At 66.8% G+C, this 22,611-nt stretch carries 25 protein-coding genes and 1 tRNA gene; 16 read left to right on the forward strand and 10 right to left on the reverse strand.

All coding sequences use genetic code 11. The features are described from left to right. The first annotated feature begins 58 nt into the window (after positions 1-58). Genes KF871_RS12775 through rapZ form a run of 3 tightly spaced genes read left to right on the forward strand, consistent with a single transcriptional unit; the run spans position 59 to position 3,544 of the window. Complete coding sequence (locus KF871_RS12775; RefSeq protein ID WP_291142943.1) at positions 59-976, forward strand: NAD kinase; 918 nt, start codon at positions 59-61, stop codon at positions 974-976. A 40-nt stretch (positions 977-1,016) separates the two neighbouring features. Beyond that, complete coding sequence (gene recN / locus KF871_RS12780; RefSeq protein ID WP_291142945.1) at positions 1,017-2,657, forward strand: DNA repair protein RecN; 1,641 nt, start codon at positions 1,017-1,019, stop codon at positions 2,655-2,657. Further along, the gene (gene rapZ / locus KF871_RS12785; protein ID WP_291142946.1) at positions 2,657-3,544 is read left to right on the forward strand and encodes an RNase adapter RapZ; all 888 of its coding nucleotides are present in this window, start codon (positions 2,657-2,659) and stop codon (positions 3,542-3,544) included. The genes recN and rapZ overlap by 1 nt, the downstream gene beginning before the upstream one ends. Here the strand turns inward: rapZ and mutY are convergent. The 3 genes from mutY to mutM form a co-directional block, all read right to left on the reverse strand. Next, positions 3,526-4,581, reverse strand: coding sequence for an A/G-specific adenine glycosylase (gene mutY, locus KF871_RS12790; protein WP_291142948.1), 1,056 nt, complete (start codon positions 4,579-4,581; stop codon positions 3,526-3,528). The genes rapZ and mutY overlap by 19 nt on opposite strands. Further along, positions 4,578-6,524 carry a dynamin family protein gene (locus tag KF871_RS12795; RefSeq protein ID WP_291142950.1) on the reverse strand — a complete coding sequence of 649 codons (1,947 nt, stop codon included), beginning with the start codon at positions 6,522-6,524 and terminating at the stop codon, positions 4,578-4,580. The genes mutY and KF871_RS12795 overlap by 4 nt, the downstream gene beginning before the upstream one ends. Before the next feature lie 72 nt (positions 6,525-6,596). Then, positions 6,597-7,412 (reverse strand): bifunctional DNA-formamidopyrimidine glycosylase/DNA-(apurinic or apyrimidinic site) lyase, encoded by an 816-nt coding sequence (mutM, locus tag KF871_RS12800; RefSeq protein WP_291143199.1) that lies wholly within the window; start codon positions 7,410-7,412, stop codon positions 6,597-6,599. Positions 7,413-7,506: 94 nt separating this feature from the next. On the opposite strand from mutM, the gene KF871_RS12805 reads away from it, so the two are divergent. The 7 genes from KF871_RS12805 to pth all read left to right on the forward strand — a co-directional run bounded on the left by KF871_RS12805 (position 7,507) and on the right by pth (position 13,386). Further along, complete coding sequence (locus KF871_RS12805) at positions 7,507-9,270, forward strand: tetratricopeptide repeat protein (RefSeq protein WP_291142952.1); 1,764 nt, start codon at positions 7,507-7,509, stop codon at positions 9,268-9,270. Between the two features lie 89 nt (positions 9,271-9,359). After that, complete coding sequence (locus KF871_RS12810; protein WP_291142954.1) at positions 9,360-9,755, forward strand: lipoprotein insertase outer membrane protein LolB; 396 nt, start codon at positions 9,360-9,362, stop codon at positions 9,753-9,755. After that, positions 9,752-10,618, forward strand: coding sequence for a 4-(cytidine 5'-diphospho)-2-C-methyl-D-erythritol kinase (gene ispE, locus KF871_RS12815; protein WP_291142956.1), 867 nt, complete (start codon positions 9,752-9,754; stop codon positions 10,616-10,618). The genes KF871_RS12810 and ispE overlap by 4 nt, the downstream gene beginning before the upstream one ends. An 85-nt stretch (positions 10,619-10,703) precedes the next feature. Beyond that, positions 10,704-10,780, forward strand: a tRNA-Gln gene (locus KF871_RS12820). A gap of 96 nt (positions 10,781-10,876) precedes the next feature. Further along, complete coding sequence (locus tag KF871_RS12825; RefSeq protein ID WP_291142958.1) at positions 10,877-11,851, forward strand: ribose-phosphate pyrophosphokinase; 975 nt, start codon at positions 10,877-10,879, stop codon at positions 11,849-11,851. Positions 11,852-11,946: 95 nt separating this feature from the next. After that, positions 11,947-12,576, forward strand: a complete 630-nt coding sequence (locus tag KF871_RS12830; protein WP_291142961.1) for a 50S ribosomal protein L25/general stress protein Ctc — start codon at positions 11,947-11,949, stop codon at positions 12,574-12,576. A gap of 162 nt (positions 12,577-12,738) precedes the next feature. Beyond that, positions 12,739-13,386: an aminoacyl-tRNA hydrolase gene (gene pth, locus KF871_RS12835; RefSeq protein ID WP_291142964.1), complete on the forward strand. Its 648-nt coding sequence runs from the start codon at positions 12,739-12,741 to the stop codon at positions 13,384-13,386. On the opposite strand, the gene KF871_RS12840 is transcribed toward pth, so the two are convergent. The 5 genes from KF871_RS12840 to KF871_RS12860 are packed head-to-tail and all read right to left on the reverse strand — an operon-like array spanning position 13,347 to position 17,486. Continuing rightward, positions 13,347-13,634, reverse strand: a complete 288-nt coding sequence (locus KF871_RS12840; protein WP_291142967.1) for a YfhL family 4Fe-4S dicluster ferredoxin — start codon at positions 13,632-13,634, stop codon at positions 13,347-13,349. The two genes, pth and KF871_RS12840, sit on opposite strands and share 40 nt — an antisense overlap. Before the next feature lie 16 nt (positions 13,635-13,650). Beyond that, positions 13,651-14,151: a pantetheine-phosphate adenylyltransferase gene (coaD, locus tag KF871_RS12845; protein WP_291142970.1), complete on the reverse strand. Its 501-nt coding sequence runs from the start codon at positions 14,149-14,151 to the stop codon at positions 13,651-13,653. 21 nt (positions 14,152-14,172) lie between these two features. Then, positions 14,173-14,754, reverse strand: coding sequence for a 16S rRNA (guanine(966)-N(2))-methyltransferase RsmD (gene rsmD / locus KF871_RS12850; RefSeq protein WP_291142973.1), 582 nt, complete (start codon positions 14,752-14,754; stop codon positions 14,173-14,175). Between the two features lie 27 nt (positions 14,755-14,781). After that, positions 14,782-16,113, reverse strand: coding sequence for a pitrilysin family protein (locus tag KF871_RS12855; protein WP_291142976.1), 1,332 nt, complete (start codon positions 16,111-16,113; stop codon positions 14,782-14,784). Continuing rightward, positions 16,110-17,486 (reverse strand): pitrilysin family protein, encoded by a 1,377-nt coding sequence (locus KF871_RS12860; RefSeq protein WP_291142979.1) that lies wholly within the window; start codon positions 17,484-17,486, stop codon positions 16,110-16,112. Before KF871_RS12860 ends, KF871_RS12855 begins: the two co-directional genes overlap by 4 nt. 29 nt (positions 17,487-17,515) lie before the next feature. Here KF871_RS12860 and ftsY point away from each other — a divergent pair, with 29 nt between their 5' ends. Continuing rightward, positions 17,516-18,553 carry a signal recognition particle-docking protein FtsY gene (gene ftsY, locus KF871_RS12865; protein ID WP_291142982.1) on the forward strand — a complete coding sequence of 346 codons (1,038 nt, stop codon included), beginning with the start codon at positions 17,516-17,518 and terminating at the stop codon, positions 18,551-18,553. Here the strand turns inward: ftsY and KF871_RS12870 are convergent. Then, a complete protein-coding gene (locus tag KF871_RS12870) occupies positions 18,546-18,782 on the reverse strand; it encodes a zf-HC2 domain-containing protein (protein ID WP_291142985.1) in 237 nt (78 codons plus the stop codon). The genes ftsY and KF871_RS12870 overlap by 8 nt on opposite strands. A 7-nt stretch (positions 18,783-18,789) precedes the next feature. Beyond that, positions 18,790-19,362 carry a sigma-70 family RNA polymerase sigma factor gene (locus KF871_RS12875; RefSeq protein ID WP_291142988.1) on the reverse strand — a complete coding sequence of 191 codons (573 nt, stop codon included), beginning with the start codon at positions 19,360-19,362 and terminating at the stop codon, positions 18,790-18,792. Between the two features lie 66 nt (positions 19,363-19,428). Here KF871_RS12875 and KF871_RS12880 point away from each other — a divergent pair, with 66 nt between their 5' ends. The 5 genes from KF871_RS12880 (at position 19,429) to KF871_RS12900 (ending at position 22,543) form a co-directional block, all read left to right on the forward strand. After that, positions 19,429-19,941, forward strand: a complete 513-nt coding sequence (locus KF871_RS12880) for a TlpA disulfide reductase family protein (RefSeq protein WP_291142991.1) — start codon at positions 19,429-19,431, stop codon at positions 19,939-19,941. Between the two features lie 121 nt (positions 19,942-20,062). Next, positions 20,063-20,344, forward strand: a complete 282-nt coding sequence (locus KF871_RS12885) for a DUF2282 domain-containing protein (RefSeq protein WP_291142994.1) — start codon at positions 20,063-20,065, stop codon at positions 20,342-20,344. Positions 20,345-20,379: 35 nt separating this feature from the next. Beyond that, positions 20,380-21,282, forward strand: coding sequence for a DUF692 domain-containing protein (locus KF871_RS12890; protein ID WP_291142997.1), 903 nt, complete (start codon positions 20,380-20,382; stop codon positions 21,280-21,282). After that, complete coding sequence (locus KF871_RS12895) at positions 21,279-22,049, forward strand: DNA-binding domain-containing protein (protein ID WP_291143000.1); 771 nt, start codon at positions 21,279-21,281, stop codon at positions 22,047-22,049. The genes KF871_RS12890 and KF871_RS12895 overlap by 4 nt, the downstream gene beginning before the upstream one ends. Then, a complete protein-coding gene (locus KF871_RS12900) occupies positions 22,046-22,543 on the forward strand; it encodes a DoxX family protein (protein WP_291143003.1) in 498 nt (165 codons plus the stop codon). Before KF871_RS12895 ends, KF871_RS12900 begins: the two co-directional genes overlap by 4 nt. The last annotated feature ends 68 nt before the right edge of the window (positions 22,544-22,611 follow it).

Consider the following 22,611-nt stretch of genomic DNA (forward strand, 5'->3'; position numbering starts at 1 on the left):
CGCAGAACACCGTGTTCACCCGCACGTGGCGCACCGCACGCTATGTTGTAATTTGCGCATGAACGAACCCCCGGTTGTCGCTGCGTCCGCTGTCCAGTCGTCGCGCGCGCTGCGCTTCACGCAAGTGGTGATCGTGGGCAAGTACCAGGCACCCGGCGCGCGTCACGTGGTCGAAGAAATCGCGCGGTTTCTTCAGGCCGAAGGCTGCGAGGTGGCGCTGGAGCACCAGACCGCCGCCAACACCGGGCTGACCGACTACCCCGCACTGGATCTGGCCGGCATCGGATGCCAGACGCAGTTGGCCATCGTGGTGGGCGGCGACGGTACGCTGCTGGGCATCGGGCGCCAGATGGCCCGTCACGGCGTGCCCTTGGTGGGTGTCAACCAGGGGCGTCTGGGGTTCATCACCGACATCCCATTTGATGGCTATGCCGAAGCACTGCGGCCCATTCTGCATGGCGAGTTTCAGGAAGAGAGTCGCAGCTTGATGGCGGCGTCGGTCTGGCGGGAGGGCGAATGTGTCTACACGGCAACCGCGCTCAATGACGTAGTGGTCAATCGCGGCGCAGTGGCGAGCATGATCGAGCTGCGGGTCGAGATCGACGGCCACTTCGTGGCCAATCAGCGGGCGGACGGTCTCATCATCGCCTCACCCACTGGGTCGACCGCGTACGCGTTGTCGGCCGGCGGTCCACTGATGCACCCCGACATCGGCGGCTGGGTGATGGTGCCGATCGCGCCGCACACCCTGTCCAACCGCCCCGTGGTGCTGCCCTCGCACAGCGAAATCGCCATGGAGATCGTGGCGGGGCGGGACGCCAGTGCCAGCTTCGACATGCAGTCCTTCGCCAGTCTGCAGCATGGCGACCGCATCGTTGTGCGTCGCTCCGAGCATTCACTGCGTTTGCTGCACCCCGTGGGCTGGAACTACTTCGACACGCTGCGGCGCAAACTCCACTGGAACGAAGGGGCCTGACAGCGCGGCGACAATCGCCGCTGAACTGCCCTTACTCACCATGAGCCTTCGCCGCATCGCTTTGCGCGACTTCGTCATCGTCCCAGCGCTCGAGCTCGACCTGCCCACCGGCTTTGTGGCTTTGACGGGGGAGACCGGCGCGGGCAAATCCATCCTGATCGACGCACTGCAACTGGCACTGGGTGCGCGCGCTGACGCGGGTGTCGTACGCGAAGGCGCGCCGCGTTGCGACATCGTGGCCGAATTTGATCGCCCGATGTCGTTGCGCGACTGGCTCGACAGCAACGGCATCGCCGACGACGACGCCTTGCTGTTGCGCCGAACCGTCGATGCCGATGGTCGCAGCCGCGCCTGGATCAACGGCACGGTGGTCACCATGACCCAACTGCGTCAGGCCGCCGATCACCTGGTGGACATTCACGGCCAGCACGCTTGGCAAAGCCTGACCCGACCCGCCTCTGTGGGGGCCCTGTTCGACAACTACGCGGGCGTGGATGGCGCGGCGCTGGAACAGGCCTGGAGCCGCTGGCGCGAAGCCCGCCATGCGCTGAACTCGGCACAGGAGCGGCAAGCCAATCTTCGCCAGGACAGCGAGCGCCTGACCTGGCAAATCGGTGAGCTGGACAAGCTGAATCCGCAGGAGGGCGAATGGGCCGAACTGGAAACCCGCCACGGGCGACTGGCCAACGCACAGGCGTTGATCGACGCTTCGCAATTTGCCTCGGGCTGGCTTGACGAGCAAGACGACAGCGTCACCGCCTTGTTGAGCCGGGCCCTGGACACCCTGCAGGCCCATGCCCATGTCGAACCCGCACTTGAGTCACCCCTGCAGTCACTGCAATCGGCACTGGCCCAAGTGCAAGACGCGGTGCACGACCTGCACCACCTCCAACGGACCGAGCCAGATCAGGAAGCCTTGGCCGAACTCGACCAGCGCCTGTCGCTATGGCATTCGCTGGCACGCCGGTTTCGCGTTCCCCCTGACGAATTACCCGCACTGATGGCGCAGTGGAAAGCCGAGCTGGCTCGACTGGACGCCGCGCTGGATCTTGAGACCCTTGAGCGACAGCTGCGCGACGCGCGCTCTTCGCTGGATACCGTCTGCCACCAGGTCGGGCGGCTGAGGCAGAAGGCTGCGCCCAAACTGAACGAAGCAGTCACCGCAGTCATGCAGACGCTGGGCATGCAGGGCGGACGTTTCGAGGTCGCACTGCTGCCCGAAGACGAACCCACCGCGCATGGAATGGAGCAGGTCGAGTTCCGGGTGGCCGGACACCCAGGTGTCACCCCCCGATCGGTGGGCAAGGTCGCCTCGGGCGGCGAGTTGTCGCGCATTGCTTTGGCACTGTCGGTCATCACCAGCCGTCTGGGCGAGGCCCCCACACTGATCTTCGACGAGGTCGACGCCGGCATTGGCGGCGCGGTGGCCAGCACGGTCGGTCGGTTGATGCGCCAATTGGGCGCCGATCGTCAGGTGCTCGCGGTCACCCACCTCGCTCAGGTGGCGGCCAGCGCCAACCACCATTTGGTCGTCAGCAAGCACACGCAAGGCAAAGCGACCGAGAGTGAGGTCAAGGCCGTCGGTGGCGACGCCCGCGTTCGCGAACTGGCCCGCATGCTGGGCGGCAACGACCGCTCGGACGCCTTACTCGCCCACGCACGCGAACTCCTGGACGCCTGATGCAATCGACCGAGCACAACACCGAATTCGTGGTCATCACGGGCATGTCCGGCTCGGGCAAGACCGTGGCCTTGACGGCGCTGGAGGATGTCGGTTTCTACTGCGTGGACAACCTGCCGCCCGAATTGCTCGAGTCGTTCGTCGAGCTTGAGCGCAACCAGCAGGCGGCGCGGGTAGCGATCGCCATGGACGTTCGCAGTGCGGCTGCCCTACCCGGCTTGCCGCGGCGACTGGCCAAACTGCGCAGCGATGGTCTGAACCTGACTACGCTGTTCCTGGACTCGACCACCGACACCCTGGTGAGGCGCTTCTCTGAGACGCGCCGACTGCATCCGCTGTCGCTGCAAACCGCAAACGACCAGCACCGGGCGCTGGTGGACGCCATCGAACATGAGCGCGAACTGCTGGCCGAGCTGCGTGAGCTGGCGCTGGTGCTTGACACCAGCCTCGTGCGACCGGCGCAACTGCGCAGCCAGGTCAAGGAGCTGGTCGGTGCCACCCAGACGCCCATGACACTGGTGTTCGAGTCCTTTGCATTCAAACGCGGGATTCCGATGGACGCCGACTATGTGTTCGACGTGCGAATGCTGCCCAATCCGCACTATGAGCCCGAGCTTCGTCCGATGACAGGGCGCGATGCGCCAGTGGCCGCCTACCTGGCCGCCAGCGACGATGTGCGCACCATGGAAGATCAGATCAAGGGCTTTCTTGCGCATTGGCTGCCGCACCTGATGCGCGACCATCGCAGCTATGTCACTGTGGCCATCGGCTGCACGGGCGGGCAGCACCGGTCGGTGTATCTGGTGGAGCGCATGGCCGCGCACTTTGGCTCGCAGTGGGTGGCGCGTGTTCGCCACCGCGAGGCCGATCACTGGGGCAAAGGCTGATCCGCAAGCGGTTGCAGCAGTAGACGCACGGGTGCCGGCAGGCCCAGCGCCAACGCCTTGCTCAGTGGCACCCAGGCGCCGCCAGTGCCTGTGGTCACAGGGACCTCGGGTGAGTGAACCCACCAGGGGAGCAACTGAAGCTCACGGTGCGTGAGCGCGTGCTTGACCGGCTCGCCAGGCGTGGCCTGCGTGCCCGGCGCCAGCGAGGCCAGCAACGCGGCCTCGGAACCGTGAACGGGTGGTGCGTACAGCTGGGCCCAGATGCCATTGGATGGTCGGCGCTCCAACCAGACCTGACCCGCGTGCACCTGCAACAGCAACCACCACCGCTCAAAACGGCGCGCAGTCTTGCGGGTCTTGAGGGGAAATCGGCCGACCTCGCCGAGCGCATGCCCGCGACAGATGTCCTGCATCGGGCACTCGCCGCACAGAGGGCGCGCGCGCGTACAAACCGTGGCACCCAGATCCATCAACCCCTGGGTGTAAGCGACCATGTCTGGCGCAGATGGCGCATCGGGGAGCAGTGCTTGCGCAAGCTGCTCCAGCTCACGCACAGCCTTCGTTTGCGCAAGGTCCTCGCCATAAGCCAGCAGGCGGGTCAGCACCCGGCGCACGTTTCCGTCGGCGATGGACACGCGCTCACCGAAACAAAACGCCGCGATGGCAGCGGCCGTTGAAGCGCCTATGCCGGGCAGCTCTTGCAGAGCCAATGCGTTGGTTGGGAACTGCCCTCCGTGGTCGCCGATCACCACCCGCGCACATCGATGCAGGTTACGCGCTCGACTGTAGTAACCCAGGCCACTCCACAGCGCCATCACGTCATCGAGTGGCGCCTGCGCCAGCGCGAACACATCGGGAAAGCGCTGCAAAAACCGGGCGTAGTAGTCGCGGACCGTCGCCACCTGCGTCTGCTGCAGCATGATTTCGGACAGCCACACGCGATATGGATCGCGCGTGCCTTGCCAGGGGAGATCGTGACGCCCGGCGCGACGCTGCCAGGCGATCAGCCGTTCGGCAAAAGCCGGCGGCGGCCTCATGCGGCCAGGGCTTCGGACGCAGGCTCTTCGTCAGAGACCGACAGCAGGTGCTCGGTCAATTCGCCAAACTTGGCTTCGAGCAGATTGAGCGCAGATTGCTGGGACTGCAATTCGCGAATGCGCTCGTCGAGGCCGCTCGCCGCTTGCTGGATGCGGGACACGGCCTCGATTCGGCGGGTGAAGTTACGACGGCGCTCGCGCAACTGGGCATCGAGCTGGGCCGCGGCCGACTTGTTCCACAACTCCACCTCGTTGACCGCGGTTTCATAGACCACCCGCAGACGGCTCATCAAGGCGCGTGCCAGGCGCTCGGCGAACTCGGGCTGTGCCAGGCGCAGCGCATTGCCCAGACTGAGGTACTGCAGATGGCTTTTCTCGATCAGATCGAGGTCGCGCCGGTAGGCCATCAGCTGGGGGCCCGTTGGCGCCTGCAGTGAGAAACCGTACTCCGCGTTGAGGTTCTTGAAGCTGCCTTCCAGCATGGACTGGATCTCGGCGGCCATGCGATCGGCCTTGTCGATGTCATCGCGAAGTCGATCGAATGTCTGGTCATAGGCACGGCGCACACCCAGCTTGATGCCGGGGCTCTTGAGCTGTTTGGCCAGCGACGACACCTCTGCGCGCAGATGCGAAGGACTGAGCAGCGCAAACAAGTCCTTTAGCAGACGCAAATGCACCGAGCGCACCGCCTGGATCTTGGCGCCACTGGCGTCGAAATCGGCCTGTTCCTGCTCAATGCGCAAACGCATCTGCTTGATCACCCCGGTGTTCTTGCCACGCAGACCTTCGAGCTCCTGGATCTGCTCGACGAGGTCACGCAGACGCGCGTGCACCATCCGACCCGTCTCGCCACGCAAGGACTCCACACCGGCGGCCACCGCCGCACCCAGAATGCGACGACGCTGGCCCAGCAAGCCGTCACCGAGCACCTTTTCAAGGTCGAGCAGTTGACTGGCGCGCAGCAGGTCGTCGTCGCGACTGACCTTGGCCAGCAGCCCCTTCTGAGCGGAAACCGCCAGCACCTGGGGCAGTGGCACCCCCAGGATTTCGGCCGAATCCGCCCGCTGCGCCGCGATCTGGAGCTGCACTTGCTCGGGCGAGCTCAAGGCGTCCCACATGGTGTCGATCTTGTTCAACACCACGAGGCGCGAAGCCTGGCTGTCACCCACCGCCGACAGGTGCTGGCGCCAGATGCTGAGGTCGGACTTGGTCACACCAGCGTCGGCCGCAAGGATGAACACGATGGCGTGCGCCTGGGGCAGCAGGCTCACTGTCAGCTCAGGCTCTGCACCGATGGCATTCAGCCCAGGCGTGTCCAGAATGACCAGACCCTGCTTGAGCAGCGGATGAGCCATGTTGATCAGCGCGTGCCGCCAACGTGGCACCTCGATCAGCCCGTCGGCGCCCGGCAATGGGTTGTCTTCAGGCACATCGTCGTGCCAGAAACCCAGGGCCCTTGCTTCGTCGGTCGTCACCCGGCGCACTTCGGCCACTTTTTCGATGGCGCGCGCCAGTTGCTTGGGGTCGTTGACGTCGAGGTCAACGCGCTCCCACTTGTGCGGCGCATTGCGCCAGTCCAGCAGCGACTGCGGCTGCAGGCGGCTTTCAATCGGCAGCAACCGAAGGCACGGAGGCAAATCGGCGTCGTAAGCCAGCTCGGTGGGGCACATGGTGGTGCGCCCGGCGCTGGCCGGCATGATTCGGCGGCCATATCCAGCAAAGAACACCGCATTGATCAGCTCGGACTTGCCGCGCGAAAACTCGGCGACAAAGGCCACGGTGATCTTGTCGTTCTTGACCTGTGCGTGCAGCTGATCGAGCCGCTCGCGGATGCCAGGCTCCATCAGTTCGTGGTCGCTCAGCCACTCCGACAACAGCTTCAGGCGCAAGGCAAATTGCTTGCGCCAGGCACCGTGTTGATCAAAGGCTTGGATGAAACTCATGTGGCAGTCAGACGACGACCGGTCAATATAGCACCCACCCCAGCCGCAGCAAGGCCTTGCGCAGACACAAGGTCACGGCTTCTGGCAGAACGGGCAGTAATAGGTTGAACGCTGGCCCTGGCGGATCAGCCGAATGACCGAGGCACAGGTCCGGCAAGGCTGCCCGGCCCGGTCATAGACGCTGGCGTCCAGCTGAAAGTAGCCGTCCTGCCCGGCCGCGCTGCGAAAGTCCCGCAGCGTGCTGCCGCCCAGTGCGACAGCCCGGCTGAGCACATCGACGATGGCCCCATGCAATCGCCTCGCGCGCGGCAGGCTGAGGCGATCGGCTCGGGTGGTCGGCCGGATACCCGCAAGAAACAGCGCCTCGCTGGCGTAGATGTTGCCAACGCCCACGACGATGTCCCCTGCCAACAACACCTGCTTGATCGATGCGCGGCGCGTTTTGAGCGATCGATGGAACGACTCGGGATCAAAGCCCGCCTCCAGCGGCTCAACGCCCAAACCGCCAAGGAGTTTGCGGGCGCGCTCGTCGTCCTCGCCACTGACCCAGACCACGGCGCCGAACCGGCGCGGATCGTGCAGGCGCAGCGTGCCAAGGGTGGTTCGAAGTTCGAAGTGATCATGCGCGCCAGCAGGCGGTAGACGCCGATCAAACGCCAGGCTGCCCGACATCCCCAGATGCACCAAGAAGCACCCGACATCCAGATCGATCAACAGGTACTTGCCTCGGCGCCGCACAGACGTCACGCGCCGTCCCACCAGCGTCTCAGGGAGGCAGCCCAACGGCCAGCGCAAGGGTTTGCCCAAGTGGGCCGAAAGCACCTCAGCACCCAGGATGCGATCGGCAAAACTTCGCCGGGTGACCTCAACCTCAGGGAGTTCTGGCACGTTGGCTGCAGGGATGGTGACCGCTGGGGAACATGAGCGGGGGTCTTGGAGTCCAGAGCACATGCGCCCCGAATCCAACCATTATCATGGCCCGATGAAACCTCGATCGAGCGCCGCGAAGCCCCGGCGCAGCTTGCTGACGCTGCTCATCGCGGCCGCCCTGGGCCTGGGAGGCAGCGCCATTGCTCAAACGAGCGCCGAGCCGCCAGTCGCCAATTCGGCGCTCGACGCCATGATGTTCTACCAACTGCTGTTGGGCGAACTGAACGTGCAAGGGGGTGACCCGGGCTCCGGCTACTCGCTGATCCTGGACGCCGCCCGACGCGAAAAAGACCCGGCGCTGTTCCAGCGCGCTGTCGAAATCGCTCTGCAGGCCCGCTCGGGCGAATCGGCCCTGGCTGCTGCCAAAGCATGGTCTCAGACCGTCCCGGACGATGCACAGGCCAACCGCTATGTGCTGCAAATCCTGCTGGCCCTCAACCGGGCCGGCGAAACCGGTCCCGTGCTGCGCACCGTGCTGGCCAGCGTACCGCCAGGTGAGCGCAACGACGCGATCAACGCGATTCCGCAGACCTATACGCGCGCCAGCGACAAGGCCCAGGTGATCGCAGCGGTGCGCGAGGCGCTGACCCCCTATCTGACCAGCAGCACACATGGCGCGGCCGCATGGACCACGCTCGGGCGCCTCGAACTGGCCAACAAGCGCAGCGCCGCAGCGGCCGACGCGGCCCGCAAGGGACACGCGCTCGACCCTGCTTCGCCCTACCCCGCCATGCTCGCGCTGGAACTGCTGGAGGACGGCCAGGCCGACGTCGAACAGATCGTCAGAGCGCAGATCGATGCAGCCAACGCAGCAGGCCAGACCGACGTGCAGGTGCCCATCGGCTACGCGCGGGTGCTGCTCGACCTGCAACGGTTGCGCGACGCGCGCGTGCAGCTTGAACGCCTCACCAACCGCGCGCCCCGCCAGCTGGAGCCCTGGCTGCTGCTGGGCTCGCTGCAGGTTCAGGATCGCGCATGGGACGCGGCCCAGCTTTCTCTGCAGACCTACCTCGATCTGGCCCGCGAGGCCAATGGCGAGCGCGGCCGCCGTGGCGCGACCCAGGCCTACCTTCTGCTGGCGCAGATTGCCGAGGAGCAGAAGGACTTCGCAACGGCCAACGCCTGGCTCGACCGCATCGACACCCCCGAAGACGCCATCGCGGTGCAGGCGCGTCGTGCCTCGGTCCTTGCCCGCCAGGGGCGATTGCCGGAGGCTCGTCAGCTGCTGCGCGATCTGCCCGAGCGCCGCGAAGGCGATGCGCGGCTGAAGCTGGTGGCCGAAGCTCAGCTTCTGCGGGATGCCAAGGCGTTCAAGGAGGCGTATGAGGTCTACGGGCAGGCAGTCAAACGTTTCCCCGACGAACCGGAGCTGCTGTATGACCAGGCCTTGATGGCCGAGCGCGCCGGCATGCCCGCCGACATGGAACGCCTGCTGCGCGAGCTCATTGCCGCCAAGCCCGACCACCACCACGCTTACAACGCCCTCGGCTACGCACTCGCCGACCGCAACGAAAGGCTGCCTGAGGCCAAGGCGCTGATCGAAAAGGCGGTCGCCCTGGCACCCAACGATGCCTACATCCAGGACAGTCTGGGCTGGGTCGAGTTTCGAATGGGTAACACCGAACGGGCCTTGAGCATCCTGCGCGACGCTTTCGGTCGCCGAGCCGATGCAGAGATTGCCGCCCACCTGGGCGAGGTGCTCTGGGCCAAGGGTCAACGCGACGAAGCCCTCAAGATCTGGCGCGAAGGCTTGTTTTTGGCGCACGACAACGAGGCGCTGCAACAGACCCTGCAGCGCCTGAACGTCAAGCCGTGATCCCTGCAGGCTTGGTGCATCGCCGCGCCGCCCTTGGGCTCCTTGGCGCTGCCCTGGCGGGCTGCGCCGCGCCTCGCCAATTCGAATCCTTGCCATCCTGGACCGGCCGCCTGGCGGTCCGCGTGGACAGCGTTCCGGCCCAGGCCTTCTCTGCCGACTTTGTGCTGTCAGGCCGCCCAGTGGAGGGCGAACTTCGCCTGAGCACGCCCCTGGGGCAAACAATTGCCATCGTGCGCTGGTCTGCCACAAAAGCCGAAATGCAGCGCGGCAATGAGTTCACCACGCGCGAGAACCTGGATCGCCTGACCACCGAACTCACGGGTGCGCCGCTGCCGGTGGCGGCGCTGTTCGACTGGCTTGGCGGACGCGATACGCCCCAGGGTGGGTGGCAGGTGGACTTGTCGCGCCACGCCGACGGCCGCCTGGTGGCCCGTCGCGCACAGCCCTTACCCAGCGCAGAACTGCGATTGGTGCTCGACCAATGAAGCGTCTGTACGACCTGCCCGCACCCGGCAAGGTGAACCTGTTCCTGCACGTGGTCGGCCGCCGCGACGACGGCTACCACCTGCTGCAATCGGTCTTCATGCTGATCGACTGGTGTGACACCTTGCACCTGGAGCGGCGCAGCGATGGCCAGATTGGCCGCGAAGACACATCGGCCGGCGACCTCCCCGCCAACGATCTCTGCGTGCGGGCCGCGCGCCTGCTTCAATCCACCACCGGGACGTCCGATGGTGTTCAGATCACGCTGGACAAGCACCTGCCGGCCCAGGCTGGCCTGGGCGGCGGCTCCTCGGATGCGGCAACCGTCCTGCTGGCGCTCAACCGCCTCTGGTCGCTGGGCCTGAGCCGCAGCGAGTTGATCCGGCTCGGGCAGACCCTGGGGGCGGACGTGCCCTTCTTCATCGGGGGGCACAATGCCTGGGTCGAGGGCATCGGCGAGCAATTGACGCCCATTCAGCTGCCGTCGGGGCGTCTGCTGGTGCTCAAACCCCCCGGGGGCGCCTCCACCCCGCAAATCTTCGCCTCACCCCTGCTCAAACGGGATACGAAAACTGCTACAATCCAAGGCTTTGCTGCAAACAGCACGCTGGATCTGGCGGCCTGCATGGCCTTCGGCTCCAACGATCTGCAACCAGTCGTTCAAACCCTTTGCCCCGATGTGGGTGCAGGCATCGACTGGCTGGCCGCCCGGGGATTGAACGCTCGCATGAGCGGCTCGGGTACCGCGGTCTTCGCGCCGCTGCCCCAAGGGCAGAGCGCACCGGGCGAGGCGCCCGAAGGCTGGCAGATGCGGGTCTGCAGCAACATGGATGAACATCCATTGGCCGGTTGGTGCGGCGACTGAGGTCGCCGACGCATCAGTCGGACCAGCGGTTGTTCAACCTGCGACAATTCGGGGGCACGCGCTTTTCGGCACGGGCCTCCTGCGTAGGGGAGTCGCCAAGTTGGTCAAGGCACCGGATTTTGATTCCGGCATGCGAGGGTTCGAGTCCTTCCTCCCCTGCCACCGTTTTTCTGACAGTACGCACACTGGCCATCACCCGATGGCCGTTGTTTTTTGATCGCGGCACCGCCGGTGGCCGCTCTGACCGCTGAGACCGACATGCACGTTCAGCCCCCGGACTTCATGATCTTCACCGGCAATGCGAACCCGGTGCTGGCGGCCGAGATCGCCCAGCACCTGGGCACGCAGCTGGGCGCGGCCAATGTCGGCCGCTTCTCCGACGGCGAAGTCACGGTCGAAATCACCCAGAACGTGCGGGCCCGCCATGTGTTCGTCGTGCAGTCCACCTGCGCACCCACGAACGAAAACCTGATGGAGCTGCTGATCATGGTCGACGCGCTCAAGCGCGCATCGGCCGCCCGCATCTCCGCCGTCATCCCCTACTACGGCTACGCGCGGCAGGACCGCCGCCCCCGCTCGGCGCGCGTGCCGATTTCGGCCAAGGTGGTGGCCAACCTGCTGCAGACCGTGGGCGTCAACCGTGTGCTGACCATGGATCTGCACGCCGATCAGATCCAGGGCTTCTTCGACATTCCGGTCGACAACATCTACGCCTCGCCGGTATTGCTGGGCGACCTTCGTACCAAGAACTACGAAGACCTGCTGGTGGTCTCGCCCGACGTGGGCGGCGTGGTGCGCGCGCGCGCGCTGGCCAAGCAGCTCAATTGCGACATGGCCATCATCGACAAGCGCCGCCCCAAGGCCAACGTGTCCGAGGTGATGCACGTCATTGGCGACATCGACGGCCGCAACTGCGTGATCATGGACGACATGATCGACACCGCCGGCACGCTGGTGAAGGCGGCCGAGGTGCTCAAGGAGCGCGGCGCCAAGAACGTCTACGCCTACTGCACCCACCCCATCTTCTCCGGCCCCGCCATCGACCGCATTGCCAAAGGCACGGCGCTGGATGAAGTGGTCGTGACCAACACCATTCCCCTGTCTCAGGCTGCGCAGGCCTGCGGCAAAATCCGCCAGCTCTCGGTGGCGCCGCTGATCGCAGAAACGATCGCGCGCATTGCCTCGGGCGAGTCGGTCATGAGTTTGTTCGCCGATCAGGACAACCTGTTCTGAGGCAACAAAAAGCCGGTCGCCTGACCCGTTGAGGGCTGGCGACCATCGTCAACCCGAGGCGTTCTGGTCGCGGAACCCCTCAACTGGAGTCAGTCATGCAATTCGTCGCTTTCGAGCGCGCCAAGCAAGGTACGGGTGCGAGCCGCCGCCTGCGCATCACCGGTCGCGCGCCCGGTATCGTCTTCGGTGGCAATGTGCCGCCCGTCTCGATCGAACTCGATCACAACGCCCTGTGGCACGCCCTCAAGAAGGAAGCGTTCCACGCCTCCATCCTCGAGATGGAACTCGGCGGCAAGGTCGAGAAAGTGCTGCTGCGCGATGTGCAGTACCACCCCTACAAGCCGTCCGTGCTGCACGTGGATTTCCAGCGTGTCGACGAGCGCACCCGCCTGCGCAAGAAGGTGCCGCTGCACTTCGTCGGCGCCGAAGAGTCGCCCGCCGTCAAACTCGACAAGTGCCTGATCAACCACGTGATCAACGACATCGAGATCGAGTGCCTGGCCACCGCGTTGCCCGAGAACATCACGGTTGACCTGAGCCAGGTCGTCAAGGGCGCCACCGTGCACGCTGGCGACATTCAGCTGCCCAAGGGCGTGAAGATCGTGACCCACGGCCGCAAGGACATCACCGTGGCCACCGTGGTCGAGCCGGTCGAGGAAGTGGTGGCAGCGCCCACCGCAGCCGCGCCTGCCGATGACAAGAAGGGCAAGAAAGGCAAGAAGTAAGCCCCGCACGGCTGCTTCGCCCTTCCTCAAAGGCCCGCCGCGAGCGGGCCTTTGTTTTGGGACAATCCCGGATCAGGCCCACGGGCCTGGCTGTCTGGCGCCTTGACTGGCGCCGTTGTCACACCCCCCTGCCCGCATGCCGGGCGCGACACGTCGTCATCCATGATCAAACTCATCGCCGGCCTGGGCAATCCGGGTCCCGAGTACGAGGCCACACGCCACAACGCCGGCTTCTGGTGGGTCGATGAAGCCGCACGCCTGCTCAAGGTATCGCTGCAGATGGAGCGCTCGCATTTCGGCCTGGTGGCGCGCGCCAACGTGGCTGGGCAGACGGTCTGGCTGGTCGAGCCCCAGACCTACATGAACCTGTCCGGCAAAGCGGTGGCCTCGCTCGCGCGCTTCTACAAGATCGCCCCCGAACAGGTGCTGGTGGTACACGACGAGCTGGATCTTCCTCCCGGGGAAGCCAAACTCAAGAAGGGCGGTGGTCATGCCGGCCACAACGGCCTGCGCGACATCCACGCGCAACTGGGCAGCCCCGACTACTGGCGCCTTCGCATTGGCATCGGCCACCCGGGCAACAAGCAGGAAGTGGCCAACTGGGTGCTCAAGAAGCCGTCCCCGGACGATCGCATCGCCATCGCCCAGGCCCTGGACCGCAGTCTGAAGGCCTTGCCCCAGCTGATCGCGGGCGAAATGGACAAGGCCACCGCGCTCATCCACACCAGCAAACCACCCCGCCCCAAGCCCCCGCGCCCGGCAGCGCCCCCTCAGACCGAGGGCGACTCACCCGCGGCCGATAAACCCTGACCACCCTTCTGCAGCCGCTGGTACTTCTGCCACAGGGTCTCCCTGGACTCCACCCTGGCTGGGTCGACCGGAATGCAGGCCACCGGGCAGACCTGCACACACTGGGGCTCATCGAAATGGCCCACGCATTCGGTGCAGCGCTCAGGGTCGATCTGGTAGATCTCCTCGCCCATGAAGATCGCCTGATTGGGGCATTCGGGCTCGCAGACGTCGCAGTTGATGCACTCGTCGGTGATCAGCAAGGCCATGGCGCACTCCGTCCGATCAGGCCTGCAGGGTGGGCGGCACCAGGCGCTCAGCCACCGACGGATCCACCATGGTCGACACGTCGCCACCGAGCTTGGCGATCTCGCGCACCAGCGTACTGCTGATGCACTGCAGCTCGGCCTGAGGCAGCAGAAACACCGTCTCCACCGACGGCAGCAGCTTGCGGTTCATCGCCGCCATTTGCGCTTCGTAGTCGAAATCGGTGATGTTGCGAATGCCGCGCACCACCGCTTGCGCGCCGTGCTGGCGGCAGAAGTCCATGATCAGACCGTCGAAGGGGAGAGCTCGCACGCGACCGCCCACGCGGCCTGATGCCTCCTCGACCATGGCCAGGCGCTCGGCCAGGCTGAACAGGGTCTTTTTGTGGTGCGCCACGGCGACCGCAACAATGACCTCGTCGAACAGGCCGGCGGCGCGGCGCATCACGTCCTCGTGGCCAAGGGTGATGGGATCAAAGGTGCCGCTGTAGACGGCGATACGGGGGCGGGACGCAGACATGGGCGGATTATCCCGTGAGGCTCAGGCCGGCTGCCGGCGCAGCAAGTGAAAGGCCACGGCACCGGCGCGGCCGTGGCGGTGCACCGACAGGCCCAGCGCCGCCAGCGCGTCATCGGCAAAGGGGCGCGGCGCTTCCAGGTAGACGAAACCGTCAGGGCCGATCGCTGCGGCCGCTGCCCGCAAGGCCGGCTCGAACAAGGCCTCGGCGTCGAATGGTGGGTCCAGAAACACCACGTCAAGCCCCTGCCCCTGCGCCGCACGCAGGGCCGCCAGGCCATCGCCGCGTTGCACACGCACGCCATCGGCCTTGAGCTTTATGCGGGTGGCTTGCAGCAAGCCCACCAGTTGCGGATCCTGCTCCACCATCAGCACCTCGCGCGCGCCACGTGACGCGGCCTCGAAGCCCAGGGCGCCGCTGCCGGCGAAGGCGTCGATGGCGCGCCAGCCGCTCAGGTCCTGGCCGAGCCAGTTGAACAGCGTCTCGCGCACACGCGAGGGTGTGGGGCGAAGCCCTGGGCGGTCGGGCACGGGCAGTTTTGTGCGCTTCCACTGGCCGCCCAGGATGCGAACTTCGTGCGGCGTGGCCTTGGCGCTGGGTTTCATGCGCGCGAGCTTAACTGTCCCGGGCGGTCAGGGCTTGGCCCCGACCACCACAGTCACCAGGCGCTGCGGCTGCAGCACACGACGCAGCGCAGCGTGCACCTCTTCGCGGGTCATGCGTCGCACCTGCTCCGACCACGTGTCCAGGTAGTCGATCGGCAAGTCGTTCCAGGCGATGTTGGCGACGTTGTCCAGCAGCTTGCGGTTGCTGTCGATGCGCAAGGCAAAGCCGTTGATGAGGTTGTCCTTGGCCGCCTGCAGCTCGGCCTCGCTCGGTCCCTCGTCCAGGCAGCGGATAAGCGTCTCCCGCACCACGCGCAAGGCCTCGTCGGCCTGGTCCGGACGCGTATTGAGGCCAATCTGGAACGCGCCGGCGTGGCGCCCGGGCATGAAGGTGCTGTAGACCCCATAGGTCAGCCCGCGCTTCTCGCGAACTTCCTGGGTCAGACGGGACGTGAAGCTGCCACCGCCCAGAATGTGGTTGCCGACCAGCAACCGCAGAAAGTCGGGGTCACGTCGCGTGATGCCGGGCTGGCCCATGAGGATCTGCGCCTGAGCCGCGGCAAATGGCAGGCGCAGTTCGCGCGCCTCGCGCAGGGCCGCCACCTCCGGCACAGGCCCCAGGGCGGGACAACCGTTGGCCGACATGGCTTTGACCAAAGGCACCACGATGGCCTCGGCCTGGTGCCGGTCGACGGCACCCACCAGCGTGATCCGGGCGCGGCAGGCGCTCAGATGGCGGCGGTAGAACGCGCGCATGTCGGCCACCTCGATGGCCTGCAGGCTCTCGGGTGTGCTGTAGCGACCATAGGGATGGTTGCCGTACACCGCCTGCGAAAACGCTTGGCCGGCCACCGTGCCCGGGCGGTTCTGCGCCTCCCGCAACGCCGCCACCGCCCGCTCACGGTCGCGCTGCCAGACCCGCTCGGGCCAGGACGGCGCCGCCAGTTGCTGGGCCGCCAGTGCCACCGCACGCGGCAGCAGGTCCGGCTCGGTAAGGCTGCGCAACTGCACGGTAAAGCGATCGGCGCTCGCACTGGCACCGAATTGCGCGCCCAGGTCGACCCAGGCCGCCGCCAGCGCGTTCTCGTCGCGCGCCGGCTGATCGCCCCAGGCATTCACGCCGCCCGACAACAGACCAGCCGCCGCACTGGCCAGACCCGCTTGCGACGCCGGCTCGCGCCGACTGCCGCCATCGACGTCGATCTGCACGTCGACCATCGGGATGCCGGGGCTGTTGACCAGGTACACCTGCGCGCCACTGGCGTGGCGCCAGCGTTCGATCGGGATGCCCGCCTGCGCCAGACCGACCGACAGGCATGCCAGCGCCGCCAAGGCGTGGCGAATGGTGCGGCTGCTCATAGCTTCTCCTTGGCGGCCACGGCCTCGGGCACCAGCACGCCGGTGTTGAGGTGTCGTTCGACGAAGTAGCGCCTGGCCACGTCCTGCACCTGCGCGGCGCTCACCTCGCGCAGTCGTTCGATGATGCGTTCGCCACTGTCCAGCGGCAGGCCGTTGAGCCAATAGGTGCCCAACTCCTGCGCCTGCCCCATCAGGGAGTCGAGTTTGTAGACCTCGCCCGCCGCCCACTGTGTCTTCACCCGGCGCAGCTCGGTGTCGCTCACACCCTCGCGCGCAATGCGCTCGACCTCGAGCTTGAGCGCCGCCGACGCCGCCTCGGGCGTCACCCCGCGGGCCGGCGTGGCCGACAGCGTGAACACCTGCGGCCCCCGGCCCAGCAGGCCATAGCTGGCGTTGGCACTGTCGGCAATGCGCTTGCCGCCCGCACCCTCGCCCTGCACCAGTGCCCGATCCAGTCGCGCGCCGTCGTAGCCGTCGAGCACGCCCGCCAGCACGGCCAGCGCCAGGGCGTCGTTGTCGGCCTCCACCGCACTGCCCGTGTACCGCGGTGCGTGCCAGGCCAGCACCACCGCCGGCCGTTCGGCGACGCCGCGGTACTCGAGTCGGCGTGGCCCCTGTTGCTCGGGTTCGTCACGCGGCTTGCGCGCCGGCACGTCGGCCGCGGGGATGTCGCCATAGGTGGCCTCGGCCCAGGCCCGCACCCTGGCCACGTCCACGTCGCCAGCAATCACCACCGCCGCGTTGGCGGGCACGTACCAGCGCTGGTGAAAGCTGCGTGCGTCCTGCGGCGTCATCGCGGCAATGTCGCTCATCCAGCCGATCACCGGCCGGCGATACGGGCTGGCCTGCCAGACCATGGCGTTGAAGGCCTCGTACAGCCGGGACCTGGGGGACTCTTCGGTGCGCTGGCGGCGCTCTTCCTTGATGACCTCGATCTCGCGCCGGAATTCGTCGTCGGGCCACTGGTTGGTGGCAAAACGGTCGGCGCCCAGACGCATGACCTCTTGCAGGCGATCGGCCGGCACCTGCTCGTGGAACACGGTGCTGTCGCGGTTGGTGAAGGCGTTGAGCCGCCCACCCAGTGCCGAGATGCGCTGCGAGAACTCGCCCGGCTTGAGCAGCGCACTGCCCTTGAACATCATGTGTTCGAGCGCGTGCGCCACGCCGGTGGTGCCATCCACCTCGTCCATCGAGCCCACCCGGACCCAGACCATGTGCACCACCGTGGGCGCGCGCCGATCGGGTCGCACGATCAGGGTGAACCCGTTGGCCAGCTGAAATTGTTGAACCGCTGGCACCTGGGCCGCGGCCGGACCGGACAGGCCCCACCACAGCGCCAGCCCCAGTCCCAAATAGAGGAAAAAGCGTTTCATAGAATCCCGTGGACTCCCGAGCTTGCCAAATGTTCTCGTTCTTTCGCCGCAAAACCCCAGACAACACGCCCGAGCCCACGGCCAAGCAGCCGGCGGCGGCGCCCGCCCAGCCCCGTGGCGAGCCGGCCGCACCGCCAGCGGCGCCCGCTGCCCCCACGGCCGAGCCATCGCGCCAGGGCTGGCTCGACAAGCTCAGGAACGGCCTGCGCAAGACCGGCGGCAGCATCGCGACCGTCTTCACCGGCACACGCATCGACGAAGACCTCTACGAGGAGCTCGAGGCCGCCCTGCTGATGGCCGACACCGGCGTGGCCGCAACGCAGCAGCTCCTCACCGACCTGCGCCGCCGCGTCAAGGAAGCGCGTGCCACCGAGCCTGCGGCGGTCAAAGCGCTGCTGGCCGACGCCATTGCCGACCTGCTCGTTCCACTGCAAAAGCCGCTCACCATCGGCGCCCACCAACCCACCGTGATCATGGTGGCGGGCGTCAACGGCGCCGGCAAAACCACCTCCATCGGCAAGCTCACGCGACACCTGGCCGACGAAGGTGCCAGCGTGCTGCTGGCCGCCGCCGACACCTTCCGCGCCGCGGCCCGCGAGCAACTGGCCGTCTGGGCCGACCGCAACACGGTCGAGATCGTCAGCCAGCAAGGCGGCGACCCGGCCGCCGTCTGCTTCGACGCCGTCACCGCCGGCAAGGCCCGTGGCAAGGACGTGGTGCTGGTCGACACCGCAGGGCGACTGCCCACCCAGCTGCACCTGATGGAAGAGCTGCGCAAGATCCAGCGTGTGGTCACCAAGGCCGAGCCCACCGCCCCGCACGAGGTGTTGCTGGTGATCGATGGCAACACCGGCCAGAACGCGCTGGCCCAGGTGCGCGCCTTCGACGACGCGCTCAAGCTCACCGGACTGATCGTCACCAAGCTCGACGGCACCGCCAAGGGCGGCGTGCTGTGCGCCATTGCGCGCGAGCGCCCGGTGCCGGTCTATTTCATCGGTGTGGGCGAACAGCTGGCCGATCTGGAAACCTTCGACGCGCGCGAGTTCGCGCAGGCCCTGCTCAGCTGAGCGAGCGGCTGTCGTCCGCATCGAGCGGGTCGTCGCTGTAGCGACGCCAGGCGCCCATGGCCTCGCGCATCACGCGCACCTGGTTCTGGATGCGCGGGCAGGCCTCGCACATGGCCAGGTGCATGCGCAACGCCAACCGCTCCATCAGGGGCAGTTCGCGGTCTTCGCCGGCAATCAGCAAGGCGGTGACCTCCTTGCAGGTGCGGCGCAGCGGATACATCGGCTTCATGTGGACTTCAAGCGGTGGTCGTGCGGTTGAACCAGTTCAGCTCCAGGCACTCGCGCAAGCGCAGGCGGGCGCGGTGGAGCTGGACGTAGAGATTGGTCGGCGTGAGCGAGAGCTCCTTACAAATGTCCTCGCTGCTCAGTTCCAGCCATTCGCGCATCAGGAACAGGCGCCCCTGCGCCGGCGGCAACTTCTCGGTGCACGCCTCCAGGATGCGCATGAACTGCTGGTTGCCCAGGTCTTGTTCCGGGTTGCCCCAATCTGACGGTCTTTCGGCGAAATGCCCGTCGGCCTTGAATGCCATGTGCTCCAGCGGATCGAGTTCGTCGTCCTCGCCCTGACCCAGCGCCACCTCACGCCCGTGATGGCGCAAGGCGTCCACGATCTTGTGCTTGAGGATGCCCACCAGCCAGGTCTTGAGCTGCGAACGGCGCTCGAAGGCCTGCGGCTTGGCGATGGCCGCCAGTGTGGTCTCGGACACCGCGTCTTCCGCCCAGGTCTCGTTGCGCAGCTGCAGCCGCGCAAACTTCATCAAGTAAGGGCGCAAAAGTGCGACTTCCTGCTCGAACGGGGGAGAAGACATGGGCCGGCAGTGTAATGAATCGGCATGACGGCGCGACGGCCGATCTGGACAACCCAGGAGCCCGCCATGCCATCTGCGCCCGACCGCGATCGCCGCCGCCTGCTCGGCCTGTGTGCCGCCAGCCTGCTTGCAATCACCCCACCCACATTCGCCCAGACGGCGCCACCCACGCTGGAGGGAATCGACAGCCAGGCGCGTCCCTTTGACCTCACCCGCCTGCGCGGTCAGGTGGTGATGGTGATGTTCTGGTCGACCGCCTGCGCGGTCTGCCGCGACAAGATGCCCGAACTGCGCGCCAACCTGCGCGGCTGGTTGGGCCAGCCCTTCACGCTGGTGGGCGTGAACACCGACCCCGAGCGCGCCTCGTTCGATGAATGGGAACGCCTGGTCTCGCTCACCGTGCCCGCCGAGCTGCGCTTCGTGCAACTGTGGCGCGGCGATGCCCGCCACCGCGACAGCTTCGGGCCTACCGGTGTCCTGCCGGCCACCTACCTCATCGACAAGCAGGGGCGCGTGGCCAACAGCTTTCATGGCCGCATCCCCGCCGAGGCCTGGGATCGCATCGCCGACCTGCTGTGAGCTCGCCGTCCGGCGCCGACGAACGGTGTAAGAAAGACCTCGAACCGGCGACCGATGCGCACCAGAAAGTCTGCATCGGGCCATCGCCCGGTGGACGCTGGAAGACCCAAGGAGTGCAAACATGAACCAACGCCAATTCCTCGCCCTGGCCGCCACCTCGCTGATGTCCATGACCGTGCTGTCGACCCCGGCGCTCGCCCAGAACACCGGCAAAGAGAAGTGCTACGGCATCGCCATGGCCGGCAAGAACGACTGCGCCAACCTCGCCGGCACGCACTCGTGCGCTGGCCAGGCCAAGATGGACCACGACAAGGGCGACTGGAAATACGTGCCCGCCGGCACCTGCAAGCAAATGGGCGGCATGAACGCCGATGACGCCAAGAAAGCATCGATGAAAAGCTGATCGACCAGCGATCCCGTCCCCAGCCTGACGCCGCCATGAACACACCGCAAGCTGCACCGCCTGTTCGCGTCGGCATCGGCTGGCGGACGCCGCACCAGCACGAGTTGCTGGCGCGGCGTCCCGCCCTCGACTTCATCGAGGTGCACGCCGAGAACTTCTTCGGCCAGCATCCTGCCACCCTCGAGCCCTTGCTGCAGGCGCGCGAACACCACGCACTGAGCCTGCACGGCGTCGGCCTGTCGCTGGGCAGCGCCGAGGGCATTGATGGCGAACACCTCGATCGACTGGCCGCACTGGTGCAGGCCACCGAGCCCGAGTTCGTGAGCGATCACGCCTGCTTTGCGCGCGGCCTGTGGCATGGCCAGCCGGTGCACGCTACCGATCTGCTGCCCGTGCCCTTCACCCGCGAGGCACTCGACGCCATGGCCGCCAACGTGGCGCGCGTACAGGACCGCCTGCGCCGCCCCATCGCGGTCGAAAACCTGTCGGCCTACCTGAACTGGCCCGGCAACGAGCAGTCCGAAACCGACTTCCTCATGCGCCTGTGCCAACGCACGGGCTGCCGTCTGCTGGTCGACGTCAACAACCTCTACGTCAACGCGCTCAACGACCAGCGCCGAGGCCTGCTGCCGTCACGTGAGCCTCACCAGGCCGTCATGGACTGGCTCGACGCCATCGACGCCGACTGCGTCAGCGAAATCCATCTGGCCGGCCACCACGACCGTGGCGACATCGTCATCGACGACCACGGCAGCCGCGTCATCGACCCGGTGTGGTCGCTCTACCGCCACGCGATCGAGCGCTTTGGTGCCATGCCCACCCTCATCGAATGGGACACCGACGTCCCGGCGCTCGACGTGTTGCTCGACGAAGCCGCCAGCGCTCGTCGCATTGCCACCCAGGTGCTGGCCAATCGCCACCAAGAGGTGGCCCCATGAGCACCCTGGCCGACGCGCAGCGCGCGCTGCTCGACGCCCTGCTGCAGCCGCGTGCGCCAACGCACGGCTGGGAGCCCGTGGGCCTGGGCGTCTACCGCGCCAACGCACACGCCCATGCCGAGCGCACGCTGGAAGCGACCTACCCGGTGGTGCGCGCGCTGCTGGGCGACGAGTCCTTCCACGCACTGGCGCGCGCACTGTGGCACCACCACCCACCCGTCAGCGGTGACCTGGGCGACTGGGGCGGCGCGCTGGCCGATTTCGCCGATGCGCAGCAAGACCTGGCCACGCTGCCCTACCTGGCCGACGTTGCGCGCATCGAATGGGCGATCTACCGGGCCATGCGTGCCCCGGCCACGGCACCCGACCCCGAGAGCTTCGCCCTGCTGCAGCAGCACGCACCCGAACAACTGCGCGCCGTGCTCGCGCCAGGCACGACATTGATCCAGAGCCCCTGGCCTGCCTTGAGCGTGGTCGACGCCCACCTGCACGGCGACCCCGACTTCGACACCGTGGGCCAGCGTCTGCGCGATGGCGTGAGCGAAGCGGTGCGCGTCTGGCGACCCGACGCGCAGGTGCGCGCCGCAGTGATCGACGCCGACACCGCGCGCTTCGAGGCCTTGCTGGCGGCCGGCGCCAGCCTGGGCCTGGCCATGGATGCCGCCCCGATCGATGTGCACGCCTGGCTGCACGCGTCGGTGCAACAGCACCGCCTGCTCGGCCTGCGAGCCGTCCCTACCCACACACCCAACGGAGACCCGACATGAACGCCCTCTCACCCATCCAGCGGATCGCCGCACTGTGGCTACCCATTGGTCGACTGCTCGATGCGCTGCGCCATCCGGCCGCCCTCTTGGGTCGGCTCTACATCGCGCAGGCCTTCTTCCTCTCGGGTCTGACCAAGATCCAGGACTGGGACACCACGCTGCTGTTGTTCACCGAGGAGTACCACGTGCCGCTGCTGCCACCGGGCCTGGCCGCGGTGATGGGCACCGCCGGTGAGCTTGCGCTGCCCGTGTTGCTGGTGCTCGGTCTCGGCGGTCGCTTTGCGGCACTGGGTCTGAGCGTGGTCAACGTCATGGCCGTGCTCAGCCTGAGCGAGATCGCCCCGGCCGCCTTCCAGCAGCACATCACCTGGGGCGTGTTGCTGGCGGCGCTGGCGCTGTTCGGCCCCGGCCTGCTGTCGGTCGACGCCTGGCTCGGCCGCCGCGTGGCGGCCCAGGGTCCGCACGGGGCTGCGATGGCGCGCGGTGTGGGCTAGGGCCTGTTCACACTATTTTTCCAAGATGCGTTGCGGATCAAAAAGGCCATGCGCAAGGCGCGAAACGC

The organism is Hydrogenophaga sp., from assembly GCF_019635465.1.
In the GTDB taxonomy this organism is placed as follows: domain Bacteria; phylum Pseudomonadota; class Gammaproteobacteria; order Burkholderiales; family Burkholderiaceae_C; genus Hydrogenophaga.

What these genes read in the sequence shown, in the direction of transcription:
- ispE (WP_291142956.1), top strand. Translation starts at nt 9,752, where the DNA reads ATGAAGCGTCTGTACGACCTGCCCGCACCCGGCAAGGTGAACCTGTTC.
- KF871_RS12775 (WP_291142943.1), top strand. Translation starts at nt 59, where the DNA reads ATGAACGAACCCCCGGTTGTCGCTGCGTCCGCTGTCCAGTCGTCGCGC.
- recN (WP_291142945.1), top strand. Translation starts at nt 1,017, where the DNA reads ATGAGCCTTCGCCGCATCGCTTTGCGCGACTTCGTCATCGTCCCAGCG.
- KF871_RS12870 (WP_291142985.1), bottom strand. Translation starts at nt 18,782, where the DNA reads ATGAAGCCGATGTATCCGCTGCGCCGCACCTGCAAGGAGGTCACCGCC.
- KF871_RS12830 (WP_291142961.1), top strand. Translation starts at nt 11,947, where the DNA reads ATGCAATTCGTCGCTTTCGAGCGCGCCAAGCAAGGTACGGGTGCGAGC.
- KF871_RS12860 (WP_291142979.1), bottom strand. Translation starts at nt 17,486, where the DNA reads ATGAAACGCTTTTTCCTCTATTTGGGACTGGGGCTGGCGCTGTGGTGG.
- KF871_RS12890 (WP_291142997.1), top strand. Translation starts at nt 20,380, where the DNA reads ATGAACACACCGCAAGCTGCACCGCCTGTTCGCGTCGGCATCGGCTGG.
- mutY (WP_291142948.1), bottom strand. Translation starts at nt 4,581, where the DNA reads ATGAGGCCGCCGCCGGCTTTTGCCGAACGGCTGATCGCCTGGCAGCGT.
- coaD (WP_291142970.1), bottom strand. Translation starts at nt 14,151, where the DNA reads ATGTCTGCGTCCCGCCCCCGTATCGCCGTCTACAGCGGCACCTTTGAT.
- KF871_RS12895 (WP_291143000.1), top strand. Translation starts at nt 21,279, where the DNA reads ATGAGCACCCTGGCCGACGCGCAGCGCGCGCTGCTCGACGCCCTGCTG.
- KF871_RS12795 (WP_291142950.1), bottom strand. Translation starts at nt 6,524, where the DNA reads ATGAGTTTCATCCAAGCCTTTGATCAACACGGTGCCTGGCGCAAGCAA.
- KF871_RS12900 (WP_291143003.1), top strand. Translation starts at nt 22,046, where the DNA reads ATGAACGCCCTCTCACCCATCCAGCGGATCGCCGCACTGTGGCTACCC.
- rsmD (WP_291142973.1), bottom strand. Translation starts at nt 14,754, where the DNA reads ATGAAACCCAGCGCCAAGGCCACGCCGCACGAAGTTCGCATCCTGGGC.
- ftsY (WP_291142982.1), top strand. Translation starts at nt 17,516, where the DNA reads ATGTTCTCGTTCTTTCGCCGCAAAACCCCAGACAACACGCCCGAGCCC.
- KF871_RS12805 (WP_291142952.1), top strand. Translation starts at nt 7,507, where the DNA reads ATGAAACCTCGATCGAGCGCCGCGAAGCCCCGGCGCAGCTTGCTGACG.
- KF871_RS12855 (WP_291142976.1), bottom strand. Translation starts at nt 16,113, where the DNA reads ATGAGCAGCCGCACCATTCGCCACGCCTTGGCGGCGCTGGCATGCCTG.
- pth (WP_291142964.1), top strand. Translation starts at nt 12,739, where the DNA reads ATGATCAAACTCATCGCCGGCCTGGGCAATCCGGGTCCCGAGTACGAG.
- KF871_RS12825 (WP_291142958.1), top strand. Translation starts at nt 10,877, where the DNA reads ATGCACGTTCAGCCCCCGGACTTCATGATCTTCACCGGCAATGCGAAC.
- KF871_RS12875 (WP_291142988.1), bottom strand. Translation starts at nt 19,362, where the DNA reads ATGTCTTCTCCCCCGTTCGAGCAGGAAGTCGCACTTTTGCGCCCTTAC.
- KF871_RS12885 (WP_291142994.1), top strand. Translation starts at nt 20,063, where the DNA reads ATGAACCAACGCCAATTCCTCGCCCTGGCCGCCACCTCGCTGATGTCC.
- rapZ (WP_291142946.1), top strand. Translation starts at nt 2,657, where the DNA reads ATGCAATCGACCGAGCACAACACCGAATTCGTGGTCATCACGGGCATG.
- KF871_RS12880 (WP_291142991.1), top strand. Translation starts at nt 19,429, where the DNA reads ATGCCATCTGCGCCCGACCGCGATCGCCGCCGCCTGCTCGGCCTGTGT.
- KF871_RS12840 (WP_291142967.1), bottom strand. Translation starts at nt 13,634, where the DNA reads ATGGCCTTGCTGATCACCGACGAGTGCATCAACTGCGACGTCTGCGAG.